Raw genomic sequence first — 14,844 nt, 5'->3', positions numbered from 1 at the left:
GCGTAACCTGCGCTTGTAGATTTAGTCGGATAGAATGGACGGGTCGACGCCGAAATTATCATCGGCGGCTTTTTCGGCGGAAAGGTTCGGATCCATTAGCTCGGCTTCCTGCTGAGAAGCGTTTGCCTTAATTCCGAATTCTTTTTCCATTTCTTCGGGGGACATTTCAATAACACCTCCGAACAAATCTCCGCTTTCCAATCGCTCCGCGAGAGCTAGAGAATAACAATATGCTTCCATGATGCATTGTTTGATCGGTTTTTTATTCAGGCGCTTTTTGGACTCTATCAGATCGAAAGTCATTAAGTCGTCCATATTCGTAACGACTTCCTTTTTACCTTTCATATCCGCGATCAGTTTCGAGAGTAGGTCGGATCCCTTTTGAATGAAGTCCTTTACCGTAACTCGAACATTTCTGGATTGCTGGCTTTTTTTGGTCTCTAAGGCCGAAGTTTTTTTGGATGACTCTATGTAGTTGGCGCCGGGATTCTTCAGATGGGAATCCAGTTCCTTGTGATATTGATCATAGATTCGGAATTGTTCCTGTATGCCGCGAGTCGTTTCATACAAGTCGATTAGCTTTTCCCGGAAATCCATTTTCGCGCCCGCGACGATCGTAGGCTTCAAATCGATTTTCTTGGTGGTCATCACAAAGGAATATTCCTCGTCGAATTCCCGAAAAAATAGCCAGGAAAGCAAAGCTTTATCGGAGGAAGGAATCCGTTCGTAATCTCCTTTCGGATCATGCTTCTTTCGAAGTTGCTCCAAAGTCATCATGCGCATAAGCTTCAATCCATACTTCAGCTCTTTACTTAGTGATTCCTCCGGATCGATCGCTTCCTCTTTTTTTTCTTCTTTGACTTCTTCCTCTTCTTCGTGGGCTCCCCCGGAAATTTCGTCCAGCTCTTGTCCGGGTTGACGCTGTCCCAATTTTTCTTCAGGGACGATTCCTAGAATATCTTCCATATAGGAGCTGATCAGCGGAATATTTTTATCTTCGCTACGAAGGATCGCCAGATACAATTTATCAAAAACGGTTCCATAGAGTACGTCGAATTCCTGGAGCGCACGTTTCCGTTTCGTATTATAAACGGTGGCAGGTTTTCCTTCCAGTTTTTCGAGCGCTTGGTATCCAAGAGTAACTGCCTTAACGTACGACCCTTGGAACGGATAAATATAGTATAATTTCCTAAATAAAGAATATAAGGGTTGCCGCACCCGCGAAATAGAGACTGCCATATCCGGGGCTGCGTTATGCGCTTCGAGCAATTGGTTTAATTCCACGTTATCGTAAACTTTGTGCATCCGACCGAGAAGTTCGATGTAAAGAGGATTTTGCCCGTCTAATTCTTTGGCGATTTTTGCTGCGTAAGCCGGATTGCCCAGCAAATCGTTCCCAACAAAGTTCATTTCAAGAATGGCTTTTTTGCCCGCGATATTAATCTCGGATAGGAATCCAGGGAGTAGATCGCTGGATGAAAAAGAAGTAACCCTTGATATCCAGCATTTAAACTTAACGGCCATTCTGTTGAAGAAGTTTCCCATCTCCGCTTCGATCGCTTTCCGATCCCTGAACGCGTTGGGCTTGACTTGTTGAGTTTTAGCTGGAGCGCCGGATCCGCCTTTACCGGACGGTGATTTTGAATCTCTGCCGCCTGCTTGGCTTCTGACGCCTTGACGGACTTGCGGTTGTTCTTTTTGCTTTTTAAGGGCTTCGTCCCGCTTTTTGTCTTTTTCGGAAACAACCTTGCCGCCGGCAGATTGAAACTTATCAAACATCTCTCTTCTGGCCTTATCGTCCAGATTGTTTACGCCGATGCTTTTTTTGGTTTTATCGAATTCAGACATTGGTTTGGATTCCCCAGAAACCGCTCTAATAGTATCCTGGCGGTCGTTCCGAAATAAATCAACTAAGATACTTATTTCTTGACATACTTCGAATTCCGATGCGTGTTATTTTCCCATGATTCTCAAAAGTCTCAACCGAGACAATCATCTCGTCCTGTCGGTCCAGGAGGATATCCTGATGGATAATTCCCGTGACTTTTACGTCGAGTTTGAAGAAAGCGTCCTGAACGGATACCCCCAGATTATTAGTTTTCACCTGGGGTTGGTCAAATTTATAGACTCGTCAGGGATTGGAATTATTATTAAAGTCCGCAACCAAATCCGGGATAAAAATGGTATTGTAAACATCTTCGGCTTAAATAAGTCCCTTCATTCCGTTTTTCGGCTTTCCGGGCTGGATCGCATCGTAAACCTTTACACTATGGAAGAATTCCTGGAAAAATATCCGAACTTTTCGGAATTTCTGCGAGGAGACTGAAACTCTCCGCTTCTGAATCCGTTCTTAAATACAGATGAAACGACCCTTTTTTTCCGACTCGATGCAACAGACGTTTTTTTCAAAAAGCCTCCCTTCGTTCCCAATCCTAATGCGTTTCTTTATCGCCTGCATAGTTTTTGGCATTTCAAGCTGTTACCCGTACTCCAATCGGGAGAGCGTGTTCCGTTCCGAAGGAATCGCCCTTTTTAAAATCGACCCGAAAGATTTACCCGGTTTCTACAAAATAACGAAAACGAATTCACTAGACCATCCGATCCAGTTGGATCAAAATAAAGTAAAAGACTACCTGGGAAATCTTAGATACTCCAAGCGAACTACTATCGGATATTTTTCCGATTTCGTTTTTTCCGATCACGAGTTGGATGTTTTAGCGAGAGATTTGCCTTTCGCCCTAAAGGCTCTTCCGAAAGATAAGCTGCTGCTGCTCATCACGAAGTATGACGATACCCAATCGGTCATCTCCTATGATGAGTTGACTACCTGTATCCTTTGGGCGACGGACGCCAGACTGAACGTCGTTTTCGGCAGAATTAAACGTGAGATCGTGGATAAGGATCAAACTCTCTTGTTCGATCGCTGGACTCGAATCGAAGAGATTCCGTTGGAACAATCGACTGACGGAACCGAAATCGTGGAAGGGGAGAATTTCGACTTCGGTCTCGCGGGGGGAGTTCCTCAGCGTAAATGGGTCTCTTTCGATCTAAAGAATCCCACCAAGTATAAATTTTTACCTAGAAAGCAATACGGCCCGGTTAAACTGACTGACGAAAACGATCGCCCTTGAGTTAGATCGAGACCGCTTCCGAGCAGCGTAGGCAAAGTTCTCCCTTCCGTTCTTCCGCAGGGTGTCTCCAGCAGCGAGGACATTCGCTTTCGTTCGGTTTTACGATTCTGACCGCAAATTCTTCATTGGAATGTTCGGCAAGTATCTCTCGCTCCGTTTTGTCAAAGCGGACTTGAGACACGGTAAAAATGAGTTCCAACGCAGCGTTGGAAAAACGAGTCTTGAGTTCCTTACTTCCGTTCCCGGTTAATTCGACTGCGCCTTCCAGCGACTTTCCTAACTTTCCTGCTTGTCTCGCGACTTCGAGGGTTTTATGGACGATTTCACGGGCGGCCAAGGTTCTTTCAAAGTCCGTTTCCAATTTCGGATCTCGAACTTTCGACAAATCGGGAAAATCTTCCAAGAAGACCGAGTCTTTCTTATTGTTTTCCTTCCATACTTCTTCGGCAGTAAAGCTTAGAACCGGAGCAGAATAAATACAAAGAGTATCCAATATAATTTGCAAAACCGTAGAAGAGGAGAGTCTTGTCTTCGATTCCCGTCGATCGCAATACATTCTGTCTCTTATCATTTCGAAATAATCTTGGGACAGCGTCACCGTACAGAAGAGAAGAAGTTTTTGATAGACTTGATGGAATTGGTAGCTTTCGTAATAAGCCTTAAGCTCTTCGGTTAGATGCGCCAATCTGGATAAGTAGTAACGATCCACTTCTTCCAATTCATCGATCGCTAAATTTTGCTCGGTCGTATGCCCGGCCAAATTTCCCAACAGATAGCGGAACGTATTTCGAATTTTCCGATAATTATCCGCGATCGTTTTGAGGCCTTCTTTGCCGACCCGAACATCGTCTCGAAAATCCTGAGAACTGACCCAGAGTCTTAAAATATCCGCACCATATACGTTGATAATATCCTTGGTCGGATCGATTCCGTTGCCCAAGGATTTGGACATGGCTCGTCCTTGCTCGTCCAGAACATAGCCGTGCGTAAGTACGGATTTGTACGGAGGTATACCTCTTAGAGCCATAGACGGCCATAAGCTGGATTGAAACCAGCCTCTGTGCTGGTCCGACCCTTCCAAATATAGGTCGGCAGGGGGCTCGGAACCACGTTCGCTTAATACAGCAAAGTTAGACACGCCTGAATCGAACCAAACGTCCAAGATGTCCTTTCCTTTTCTAAAGGAAGACGAACCGCATTTCCCGCATTTTGTACCGGTGGGAAGCAAAACGTCTGCGGGTTCGGTATACCAAATCTCTATTCCTTTCCGTCTTACGATCTCGGTGAAGAAACGTACGGAAGCGGAATCCAAATGAGTTTCCCCGCATTCATTGCAGGTAAAAGCGGGGATAGGCACCCCCCAGTTTCTTTGGCGGGACAGACACCAATCCGGCCGTGTTTCAACCATCGAGCGAATGCGGCTGATCCCCCAGTTAGGAATCCATTGGACTTTATCAATCGCTTCCAGCGACTTTTCTCGTAGGCCTTTGTAATCGATTTGAAAGAACCATTGTGGAGTCGCTCTGAAAATGAGAGGTTTCTTGCTTCTCCAACTATGAGGATAGCTATGTTCGAATTCGGAATAATGAAGCAATAAACCTTTTTCTTTTAAGAGGTCCACGATTTTGGGATTTGCATCCCAAACTTTGACGCCTTTCATCATCGGGAATTCGTCGGTATACCTACCGTAATCATCCACGGGAGAATAAGGCTCCAATCCCGCCGCTAATCCGACTTTATAATCGTCTTGTCCGTGTCCGGGTGCGGTATGCACCGCTCCGGTTCCCGCATCGAGAGTAACGTGTTCCCCGAACAAAGGGATGGAATCTCGATCCAAAAACGGATGTTGAAATACCATCGATTCAAGATCTTGATTTGTAACCGCGCCCGACTTCTCCAACGGAACTCCAGTGGCTTTCTCAACCGCCTCTTTCAGTCCGTCCGCAAGTAAAAGGGATTCTCCATCCGGAGTTTTATAGAATGAATATGAGAATCTAGGATTAAAACTAATCGCCAAGTTGGCGGGTAAGGTCCACGGAGTGGTTGTCCAAATTAAGGAATAACTTTTGTCCTTTCCTTTCACCGGAAATTTCACATAGATCGACGGGGATCTATGCGGGTGATATTCGATTTCCGCTTCCGCGTGCGCGGTCGCTAATTCGATACACCAATAGACCGGTTTTTTTCCGCGATATATATAACCTGCGTCGAAAAGTGCGCCGAAGATCTCCACGATTTTCGCTTCGAAGTCCGGACTCATCGTTTTATAAATATGATCTTTTTCCCAAAAACATAAAAAGCGAGAAAGGTCCTGTCCTTGCTTGACCACGAATTCTTCCGCATAGTCGCGACAAAGTTTTCGGAGTTCTTCGGGGCCGATTTCCTTGGCTTTCTTTCCAAGATTTTTAAGGACTTGAACCTCTATCGGCAATCCATGACAGTCCCAACCCGGAATCATATCGGCATTAAATCCGGAAAGAGCCTTGGATTTGACGATCATATCCTTTAGGATTTTATTAAGCGAATGACCCGTGTGGAAATTTCCGTTTGCGTAAGGCGGGCCGTCATGCAGGACGAATTGAGGATTATTCTTCCTCTTCTCCCGCATTCTTCGGAAAAGATGTCCGTTTTCCCATTCTTTGATTTGTTCCGGTTCGCGGGTCGCTAAGCCGGCCTTCATCGGAAAGTCGGTTTGCGGAAGTATGACTGTATTTGAATACGGATTTTTTTTCTCTTCTTCTTTCATGGATATTTAAAATTCTATACGGATCTTCGGAAGTAATTTACGCGCAGCATTTACGTCGGCGGTTCTGAGTCCTGAATCTTTCAGGATAAGAACTCGTAGCTTCGGATGGTTTGCGAGCGAATCTAGATTCTTGGGAAAAGAAACTATGGCCCTGTTTTTGGATAAATCCAAAATTTCCAGTCGTTGCAAATTTCCTAATATATCTATATCTTGTTCGTTTAAAGTCAATTTGTTCTGATCGATATAGATTGCTTCGAGTGGAAGCCCTTTTAATTCCGGCGGAATTCTTTCGAAGTCGTTATTTCCCGCAAAGAGGACGCGCAGTTTTTCGAGCTTGGCAAAGGAAGCGGGAAGCCGTTTTAGGTCGTTTCCGTAGATATTCAGATATTCCAATCGTTCCAAGTCGCATAGATTTTCGGAGAGTGTTTCGAGTCGGTTCAGCCGAATATCCAACCATTTAAGATTCGGAAACGTAAATAATACCGGAGGGAGCGTGCCTAACCTCTGCAATCCTAAATCCAATTTTTCGACCTTCAAAGGAGTTTGAGAGGCGGTGGAAAGAATATCGTCGGCGGATTTTTTACAGGAATTTCCGAAGAGTAGAAGTCCGAATAAAGTCGGGACGACGAGCGATCGAATCGTTGGATTCATTTGAACACCTCAACTAATCCGCGTTCGTACCGGTTTGAAAGTTCCGAAACGGGGATTTCTACTTTAAAATCTGCGATTCTCAATTTAGCTTCGGACACCGTTTCTCCCACGGACAAAAAATCGAGTCCCTTGCTCAAAGTCATCTCTTGAATGGGCATTTCATTTTTCATTTCGAACCCGATTAAAATGCAGGAAGCGGTCTCTCCGAACAAAGTCAAATCTACGCGATCCTGCCGGAGTTCCTGCAGATTCGCTTTAACACCTAAGCCGGAAAAGATTGCGGTCTTGGCCAAAGCGATAGCGACTCCTCCTAAGGATAAATCGTGGGCCGAAACCACTTTCGAATCTTTTCCTAAGGAAACGATCAAATCCAGAAGCGATTTTTCCTGAGAAAGATCCAATTCCGGGATCCGCCCTTGAACGGTCCGCCATTGGATTTTTTGGAATTCGCTTCCGCCGAGGGAAGGTCGAAATTTTCCGATGACAGCCAGCCTAATCCCGGCCTTTCGGGGATAATTCCGTATTCCGAGTTTCTTGTTGTCCAAGATTCCCACCATTCCGATCGTAGGAGTCGGAAAAATGGGCCCCTCGGGGGATTCATTATAAAAGGAGACGTTTCCTCCGGTAATCGGAAGCCCGAGGAAGCGACAAGCATCTCCCATTCCACGGACACATTCGGAAAATATATAGTAATTTTCCGGAATATATGGATTGGCAAAGTTAAGATTATTGGTCACTCCGAGAGGATCGGCGCCGGTTACAGCGACGTTACGCGCCGCCTCGCAGACTGCGAATATCGCTCCGTGATATGGATCGAGATACGTATATCTGGAGTTGCAATCGGTTGCGGTTGCCAGCGCCCGGTCCGTATCGGGAATCGCCGAGAGTCCTCCGTCGTATCCGGGGCCGATAAGCTTTACCAAACCTACTTCGGTATCATATTGCTCGATGATCGGTCTTCTAGAAGAGAGATTCCAGCCTCCCAGGAGCTTTAAGAAGATAGAATCGATTTCTCCCGCTTCCTTCAAGTCGGGTAAAGAATTCGGGGTCCAGGCGGACACTTGATCCAAATACGCCGGGCGTTTCGTTTCTCGGACGTAGCGAGGAGCTCCCCCGCCCAGTACCAGGGATTCGGCGGGAATCTTTACTTTCAGTTTTCCGTCTTTATGAACTTCTAGAAATCCGTTGTCCGTGACTTCTCCGATTTGAACCGCATTTAAATTCCATTTTTTGAATATAGAAATGAGTTCTTCTTCCTTACCTTTAATCGGGATGACGAGCATTCTCTCTTGGCTTTCGGAAAGCATTGCCTCGTACGCGTTCATTCCCGTTTCGCGAAAAGGAACCGAATCCAAATCGATCCGCATTCCGGTTTTTCCCTTCGCGCTCATTTCTGACGTTGCACAGGAAATTCCTGCCGCGCCCATATCTTGAATTCCTACCAGTAACCCTTTTTGAATTGCTTCGAGAGACGCTTCCATCAAGAGTTTTTCCATAAACGGATCGCCTACTTGAACTGCGGACCGTTTCGACTCGGATTCCTTGGTAAGATCCTTAGAGGCGAAAGAAGCCCCGTGAATTCCGTCCCTGCCGGTAGTCGAACCGACGATAAAAACGGCGTTCCCGACTTTGCCGCCGGTAGTTGCGCTTGCCATCTGATCATGGCGTACGATTCCGACTGTCATAGCGTTCACGAGCGGATTTTTGGAAAAACACTCATCGATAAAAAGCTCTCCGCCCGATACGGCAATTCCCAGAGAATTTCCGTAGTCGCCGATTCCCTTTACCGCCCGAGATAGAAGATATTTATTGCGAGATTCATCCGGATTACCGAAGCGGAGCGAATTCAAAGAGACGATGGGCCGAGCTCCCATGGTAAAAATATCTCTCATGATCCCGCCCACTCCGGTGGCCGCACCCTGATAGGGTTCGACTGCGGTGGGATGATTATGGCTTTCTATCTTGAAAACGACTGCGAGTCCGTCTCCGATATCCATGGCTCCGGCGTTCTCTTCTCCGGCTTGTGCCAGGAGTTTATCCGATTTTGTCGGAAGCGTCTTTAATTGCAGGATGGAATTCTTATAAGAGCAATGTTCCGACCACATTGCGGAGAAAACTCCGAGTTCGGTCGAGTTGGGAATTCTTCCCAATATTTCTTGGATCTTAGCGAATTCTTCCGCCGTAAGTCCGTGGTCTAAGGCGTCTTCGAGAGAAACGGCTTCTTTTTCCATTACGGGACCAGTTTTTCCCGCTCTAGGCCCAAGGGAAACTACTTTCACCGAAATAGGTCAAGTCTCGGATCGGAGACGAAGAATTTCCGATTCAAGACCTAATCAAATTTTGCGGGTTAGGGAACTCGAATTGGGTCCTGACCGCTTTCCGCCCGGAATTTTAAAGGGAGAAGTAACTCGGCTTACTCTCATTTTAGATGTTATAGTAAGCCCTGCGATAATAGAGAAGGGGTCGCTTTGAATCGTCCGAAGCGGCAAAGAGAACCCGGCCGACCACGATAGTATGATCTCCCCCGTCTATCTGCTTTTCCAAATCACATTCCAACCGGGATAGGGTTCCATCCAAGTAGGGGACTCCGTTATGGCCAAGACTGCATGCCAAAGTTTGGATCAAATCATGCTTATCGATTTTTCCAGATGCGAATTGGTTGGAAAGCTTCTCCTGTTCTGCAGAAAGAATGTTAACCGTAAATTTTCCCGATGCCAATAATGGATCATGACTGGAGATATTCTTCTGCAAATTGAATAAGATTAACGGAGGGTCCAACGATAAAGAGGTGAAGCTGCTTACGGTAAGTCCACCCGTTCTCGTCGTGTCCGAATACGTAATCACGGTCACACCGGAGGAAAAATGAGAAAGGGCATTCTTAAAATCATCATGGCTTAGGGACATTAGGGTATTTGATTTAGGTTCTCTAGATTTGTAAAGTGTTACTTCCTATCGAGCGAATGAAATTCCCGAAAGCAAAACGTCGGGGTTCACGGTTTTTGGGAGAACTTCACTCCGGGGGCGTCTGGAAAGATCAGGAAATATCTTTGGGGTATGAGAAAAATTCTATCCTCTCGTTGCGCACAATTCTCTTGGAAATAATCTTCGATAGAAAAAAAGAATTATCCGGACTCGACCTCTTTCTGAGATGTAGGTTTTCAATTTATTCGTTTTGCATGCCCTTTTTTCTTTCCACCTTGATTGCTCGAGTTTTTATTAATGCTAAAAGGTCGACGGCGAATATTTGAGAATAAAATTCATTTAAGAAATCTTAACAAAAGTCAAGACGACAGATTTTCATTTTAATACTCCGATCGGGTTATCTCGGATAAGCACGTAAAGCTTAATGATTGCCTAAATAACGCACAAAATAGAATTTTATAATTTCTTTCCGATATTTTCGAAAAATCCGGCGGAGGAATTTGTTGATAATATATAGTTGTTTTGATTGAATTAAATGAAATTAATAATTTACCGAATAGTAGATAAATGTTATACTGCACAGTCTTTACAGGGGGACGCCAATGACCTTTTTTACCGTTAGAATTGAACTAAAGAAAGCACTAAGACATAATACGGATAATGACCCTTATCGCGTTCTGGATAAAGAAATGAAAAAAAGAAAATTCCAAACGACAATCTCGGGATTACCCGGAAAAGTTTTTGAACTTCCTCGGGCGGAATATATTTATCAAGGCGATGAAAATTTAGATGGTGTCTTTCGATTAGCTCTTTCTGCCACGAAGAAAACGAAAGTAAAATGTTCCATTATCGTCGATCAGATTGTTAGAAGTCGATGGACAGGGCTGGAAGACGCGTATTTTATAAAACAATTAATGGATTATGAAGAGAACGCTTGCTAATATGCTCTTATAGGATTCCCGACTAAATCAAAATCAAATGACTCGTCGGACTCATTTGACCAAATCTTCCTTATTTCGGAGAATGTTTACGAAACGGATCTTAGCTAATTGAATTTAGGCTGGCCGATTTTGCGACAGGTGGAGACGTGCGCTTCTGTTCTTTGTGAAATTGTGCAAAAAGAGTAAGATTTACGTTGATCCGCTTGAACGTTAGTTTCCAAATTAATAAAGTACTAAAATAGAATAACTTTTTCAAAATAACACCCAATTTAGCGCTGTTGCCGGAAACGGAGGCGATCGGTTTTAGGATCGTAAATTCTACCGAGGAAAATCCGCACTGCTTTGATAGCATGGATAAAGTTTTTTCGGAATAATCATTTATGTGATCTTTAGCTTCAAGATAATGACAGTCGGGCCTCATGCCGCTGATCAAAACTTTCAACTTTGCTTTAAATAACTGAACCGGAAAGTTGGGGGTTTGGATAAATAGAAATCCTCCCGGTTTTAATAATGTGAACAGATACGTAATTAAGGCGTGAGGCCTCGGGATGTGTTCGATTACGTCCCATAACGTGATAATATCGAACTTTTCTTTAGGAAGATTGCTCGTTTGTACGATACCGGAATGAACGTTTTTTAACCCGTTTTTTTCCTTCGCGAACTTTATTGCTTGGTTTGAGATCTCGTAACCGACAGCCTCCCAACCAGGTCGATTATTGTTGACCATTTTAATAAAGAAACCTAACCCACAACCGACATCCAGGATGTTTCCCTTAGGCGAAGATAGAAATTTTTCGATGAAGTCCTGGTAAATTTCCCTATGCGCAAGGTCCCACCAGTTTAAATCATAGGAAGTTTCCTCTTCACCCCAGTATCCTTCATAATGTTCGTCTTGCTCGTACGTGGAAAATACGTGATCGCAATGCAAACAACGAACTATAGCGATACTGTTTTCGATAAAAACAGTTTCATTCTTTTGACTTTCACACAGGTAACAAGTCTGGTTCAACTGACTCTTCCTTCGAGGATTTTCATGTTATTTGCGGATAGCCTTTTAAATTGCTATTAACGTCGGATCCGAGCAAAACTCATGTAATTATCTAAATCCCAAGTTACAAAGTTTAAAATCGCTATTTCAAAAATACTATAGATCGCTTGATATCCTAATTATCTCTCTTTGTCACCTAAAATTATAAAATTTAGTTTGCGATGATTACTTAAGTAATAATAGTAAGCGTATTAAACTTTCGAATATACCTTCTTTGAGTAGGATCTAGGCGGGAAATTTTACAAAAACATTTATGAGATTTTCTTGAATCTAGATGATTGGTCTTTCAAACCGAACGAACTCTCATTTTAAACTAAAACTACTTCTAAAATAGAACCGACTTCGGATTCTATTCGATTTCCAAATTTAATTAGAGGACAAATCGATCCTAACGTAGTTAAAATTGTAGGAAAAGAAAGGTGCGGTCCAATTATATTTGTCTTATAATTCTTCTTACGACCACCGAAAAAAGAAAGAAAAATAACCGACAGTATGTCGATTTTGTGACATTCGGAACCGGGTTTTTGTATCCGAATCGATGAAGGACGATGTAACTGAAATGATCCGGCTAGGATCAAATCGGGAACTTCCGGATCGGCGTATAAAGAATTTTTTCGCGAACGATAAATGACGACTTCCCTTTTATCGAGGTTGTAGTTGAAGTATTAGCGTTTATGCTTTTGCGATACTGGCCCAAGGTTTTGCTTTTTCCAATTGCGAGGCGAGCCTGATCAAGATATCTTCGCGACCTCGAGCCCCAGTAAACATCATTCCGATCGGCAGACCAAATCTTGTTCGAGACAAGGGCACCGACATCGATGGCTGTCCCGTTAAATTGGCGAGTTGAGTAAACGGAGTGCGAGATAGATTTTTTCCCACAATTTGATCGACCATACCCGTAGCCAATAAAAGTTTTCCTAAACCGGCGCGGCCGATGATTTGCATGGCAATCTCTTCGTAGAATTTCGGAGCTAACTCGCCGATTTTTGCCGGCGGTTCCGCAGTCGCTGGGGTAAGATAAACGTCGTACTCCCGATGGAATTCCTCGGTTCGAAAAGCCGCCTGATCCCAGTAGCGTATCGCTGAGACGAATTCGCCGGCCCCGATCGAGCGACCCAATAAACCAAGGATCCATGTCGTCGATTCGACGTCTCCCATCCTGGCCTTTCGCCCGAGAATCGTTTCTAATTTTTGAATTTCTGCAGCAACCTCTCCGAAATACATCATGACATAGGCCTTTGCCAATTTTTTGCCGTCGATATTCGGAGCGGATTCTTCCACTTTATGGCCTAAGGATTTTAATAGCTTGGCAGTCTCTAAAACCGCTTCCGAATGATCGGCGTTCACTCCTGTGCCGATCGGAGATTGAAATGAATAAGCGATTCTTAATTTTCCGGGAGCTTTTCTAGTTTCGGAAAGAAAGGGAGATTTAGGTTTTTCTAATGAGAAAGCTTCCGCGTGAGTAATCCCGCAGACTAAATCCAAAATTGCGGCGCTATCACGTACGGATTTGGTCAGTACATGATCTACAGAAGCGCCTTGCCAAATTCTTCCTAACGGATAAACCGGTACTCGACCTCTACTCGGTTTTAATCCGAATAACCCGCAATAGGCGGCTGGAATTCGAATCGAACCTCCGCCGTCCGAACCCGTAGCAATAGAAACCATTCCGGATGCGACGGCGGCAGCCGATCCACCGCTGGAGCCGCCGGGAGTGCGCTCCAGGTCCCAAGGATTTCTCGTTGGCCCGTGAAGCTTCGGCTCGGTAATTCCCATCAAAGCGAATTCCGGAACATTAGTCGTGCCCAGGAATAAGAATCCGGCTTTTCTGAATCTCGAAACGAATTCCGTGTCCGATTCTGCAATATATTTACGATAGGCCCTAGATCCGGAAGTGATTCGTTCGCCCTTTACTTCATGTATGATGTCCTTAAGTAAGATAGGGACGCCAAAAAAAGGGCCTTTGGGAGCCTTGCCGGAAGCGGCCAGGCTCCTTGCTTGCTCGATCGTTTGTTGGGTGACTGCATTTAATTTAGGATTCAGAATCTCGATTTTCTTAGCAGAAAATTCCACTAATTCTTTCGGGTGAGCTTTTTTTCGGCGGATCAACTCGGAAAGCCCTAATGCATCGTATGCTTCGAAATCTTGCGTCTCTTTCGCCATAATATCCGTCCTTTCCATTCCCCGATAATTTCCGAACCCGGTCTAATAATAGGGGAACGAAATCACTCTCGATTCTCTCTAAAGAAAAGGAACGTAAGGAAGGAATATAGAGGGTCAAGGCAATTCCGGGACTATGAGGAATTTTCATTTTCCGAATAGGTAGTTCCATCAAAATGGGCACAGGGATACAAAGCGGGAACTCGACGAATATGATTCTAAATTTTAAAAGGTATTGGAGATATCAAATCTTACTCGCGTTATGTCTTTCCATCTCTATATCCGCTACTCCGGAGCAGGATAGGGAATTCCTTTCTTCGGTAAAAGAAGGTACTCTGAAGAAAGTGGAAACTCTGCTTTCACAAGGCGCAAGAATCGACGCAAAGGATGAGGAAGGTCGAACCGCTCTCATGCTCGCGCAAGGCGAAGATGTCGTCGAATTTCTAATCAAGAATGGAGCGAACTTAAACGCTCAGGATCAGGACGGAAATTCGGTCCTTTTCTATCGGCTTCTTCCTCTTCTTAAAGTCAAGGTACCGGATATGGACGATCTCGCCGAGGCAAAGCGTTTGATTGAGTCGGGAGCGCAGATTGAATATATGGCCAGAAAAGGAGAGGATCAACATCCTGTGTCTCTCTTGAATATGGCGATACGGAATAAGAACCTCACTCTCGTAAAATTTTTAGTCGAGAACGGAGCAAACCCGAATCACGATCCAGGTGGTGTCGAGGAATATCCGCTCTTTCTTGCGGTCGGCGGAGCCTCCTCCTCTCCCGATCTTTCCATTACCGAATACTTATTGGCAAACGGAGCAAAACCCGTCTTTACAAGTCGCTTAAAAGAGATTCAAACTCCTGAAGGACCCAAACAAATCGGAGCCCGAAACGCTTTTCATTATGCGACGGAGACGCTTGGCACCGACCCGAAAATTTTCGACGTTCTCGCAAAGGCAGGTACAAACCTGAATCATCGGGATGCCCGAGGTAAAACTCCCTTGATCGAGGCAATTTACCGGAAAAATGTCGGTGCGGCTGAGAAGTTAATAGCTTTGGGGGCGGATATAACTCTTTCGGATATAGAAGGCAAAACTGCATTCGACTTGGCAAAAGAAGTACAACTGGAATCAGTTGCACGTCTTATTGGCGAAAAACTTTCGCCTAAAACTCCTTAGTCGCATTTTTCAAATTTTTTTCTTATTATAACTGTATACTAAGCGTATACTAAAGATATTTCCTGCAAAAAAT

The 14,844-nt window shown here is 44.5% G+C and carries 11 protein-coding genes; 4 read left to right on the top strand and 7 right to left on the bottom strand.

Annotated features, from left to right (window positions below):
- Positions 1–21: 21 nt before the first annotated feature.
- Complete coding sequence (locus LEP1GSC058_RS01335) at positions 22–1,848, bottom strand: hypothetical protein (protein ID WP_016547715.1); 1,827 nt, start codon at positions 1,846–1,848, stop codon at positions 22–24.
- A 115-nt stretch (positions 1,849–1,963) separates the two neighbouring features.
- Here LEP1GSC058_RS01335 and LEP1GSC058_RS01330 point away from each other — a divergent pair, with 115 nt between their 5' ends.
- On the top strand, positions 1,964–2,326 hold the full coding sequence (locus LEP1GSC058_RS01330) for an STAS domain-containing protein (RefSeq protein ID WP_039947822.1): 363 nt from the start codon (positions 1,964–1,966) through the stop codon (positions 2,324–2,326).
- Between the two features lie 34 nt (positions 2,327–2,360).
- Positions 2,361–3,131 carry an LA_1326/LA_4305 family lipoprotein gene (locus LEP1GSC058_RS01325; protein ID WP_051133741.1) on the top strand — a complete coding sequence of 257 codons (771 nt, stop codon included), beginning with the start codon at positions 2,361–2,363 and terminating at the stop codon, positions 3,129–3,131.
- Position 3,132: 1 nt separating this feature from the next.
- On the opposite strand, the gene ileS is transcribed toward LEP1GSC058_RS01325, so the two are convergent.
- The 4 genes from ileS to LEP1GSC058_RS01305 all read right to left on the bottom strand — a co-directional run bounded on the left by ileS (position 3,133) and on the right by LEP1GSC058_RS01305 (position 9,432).
- Positions 3,133–5,877: an isoleucine--tRNA ligase gene (gene ileS / locus LEP1GSC058_RS01320; RefSeq protein WP_016547730.1), complete on the bottom strand. Its 2,745-nt coding sequence runs from the start codon at positions 5,875–5,877 to the stop codon at positions 3,133–3,135.
- Between the two features lie 6 nt (positions 5,878–5,883).
- Complete coding sequence (locus LEP1GSC058_RS01315; protein WP_016547548.1) at positions 5,884–6,528, bottom strand: leucine-rich repeat domain-containing protein; 645 nt, start codon at positions 6,526–6,528, stop codon at positions 5,884–5,886.
- Positions 6,525–8,759: a phosphoribosylformylglycinamidine synthase subunit PurL gene (gene purL, locus LEP1GSC058_RS01310; protein ID WP_016547488.1), complete on the bottom strand. Its 2,235-nt coding sequence runs from the start codon at positions 8,757–8,759 to the stop codon at positions 6,525–6,527. The genes LEP1GSC058_RS01315 and purL overlap by 4 nt, the downstream gene beginning before the upstream one ends.
- Positions 8,760–8,952: 193 nt before the next feature.
- Positions 8,953–9,432: a flavin reductase family protein gene (locus tag LEP1GSC058_RS01305; protein ID WP_016547708.1), complete on the bottom strand. Its 480-nt coding sequence runs from the start codon at positions 9,430–9,432 to the stop codon at positions 8,953–8,955.
- A 620-nt stretch (positions 9,433–10,052) separates the two neighbouring features.
- Between LEP1GSC058_RS01305 and LEP1GSC058_RS01295 the strand changes: the two genes are divergently transcribed.
- Entirely contained in the window at positions 10,053–10,391 is a 339-nt protein-coding gene (locus LEP1GSC058_RS01295; RefSeq protein ID WP_016547734.1) for a hypothetical protein, read from the top strand.
- Positions 10,392–10,491: 100 nt separating this feature from the next.
- Here LEP1GSC058_RS01295 and LEP1GSC058_RS01290 read toward each other — a convergent pair whose 3' ends face one another.
- Positions 10,492–11,400: a class I SAM-dependent methyltransferase gene (locus LEP1GSC058_RS01290; protein ID WP_016547597.1), complete on the bottom strand. Its 909-nt coding sequence runs from the start codon at positions 11,398–11,400 to the stop codon at positions 10,492–10,494.
- Positions 11,401–12,111: 711 nt separating this feature from the next.
- A complete protein-coding gene (locus LEP1GSC058_RS01280; RefSeq protein WP_039947871.1) occupies positions 12,112–13,602 on the bottom strand; it encodes an amidase in 1,491 nt (496 codons plus the stop codon).
- Between the two features lie 209 nt (positions 13,603–13,811).
- On the opposite strand from LEP1GSC058_RS01280, the gene LEP1GSC058_RS01275 reads away from it, so the two are divergent.
- On the top strand, positions 13,812–14,771 hold the full coding sequence (locus LEP1GSC058_RS01275) for an ankyrin repeat domain-containing protein (protein ID WP_051133740.1): 960 nt from the start codon (positions 13,812–13,814) through the stop codon (positions 14,769–14,771).
- Positions 14,772–14,844: the final 73 nt, after the last annotated feature.

Origin of the sequence: Leptospira fainei serovar Hurstbridge str. BUT 6 (assembly GCF_000306235.2) — a bacterium.
In the GTDB taxonomy this organism is placed as follows: Bacteria; Spirochaetota; Leptospiria; order Leptospirales; family Leptospiraceae; genus Leptospira_B; species Leptospira_B fainei.
The sequence above is the reverse complement of the archived record's forward strand: the minus strand, read 5'-3'. Positions and strand labels throughout refer to the sequence as shown.

Excerpts from the sequence above, each read along its gene's own strand:
- LEP1GSC058_RS01335 (WP_016547715.1), bottom strand. The coding sequence starts at position 1,848 with ATGTCTGAATTCGATAAAACCAAAAAAAGCATCGGCGTAAACAATCTG.
- LEP1GSC058_RS01330 (WP_039947822.1), top strand. The coding sequence starts at position 1,964 with ATGATTCTCAAAAGTCTCAACCGAGACAATCATCTCGTCCTGTCGGTC.
- LEP1GSC058_RS01325 (WP_051133741.1), top strand. The coding sequence starts at position 2,361 with ATGAAACGACCCTTTTTTTCCGACTCGATGCAACAGACGTTTTTTTCA.
- ileS (WP_016547730.1), bottom strand. The coding sequence starts at position 5,877 with ATGAAAGAAGAAGAGAAAAAAAATCCGTATTCAAATACAGTCATACTT.
- LEP1GSC058_RS01315 (WP_016547548.1), bottom strand. The coding sequence starts at position 6,528 with ATGAATCCAACGATTCGATCGCTCGTCGTCCCGACTTTATTCGGACTT.
- purL (WP_016547488.1), bottom strand. The coding sequence starts at position 8,759 with ATGGAAAAAGAAGCCGTTTCTCTCGAAGACGCCTTAGACCACGGACTT.
- LEP1GSC058_RS01305 (WP_016547708.1), bottom strand. The coding sequence starts at position 9,432 with ATGTCCCTAAGCCATGATGATTTTAAGAATGCCCTTTCTCATTTTTCC.
- LEP1GSC058_RS01295 (WP_016547734.1), top strand. The coding sequence starts at position 10,053 with ATGACCTTTTTTACCGTTAGAATTGAACTAAAGAAAGCACTAAGACAT.
- LEP1GSC058_RS01280 (WP_039947871.1), bottom strand. The coding sequence starts at position 13,602 with ATGGCGAAAGAGACGCAAGATTTCGAAGCATACGATGCATTAGGGCTT.
- LEP1GSC058_RS01275 (WP_051133740.1), top strand. The coding sequence starts at position 13,812 with ATGATTCTAAATTTTAAAAGGTATTGGAGATATCAAATCTTACTCGCG.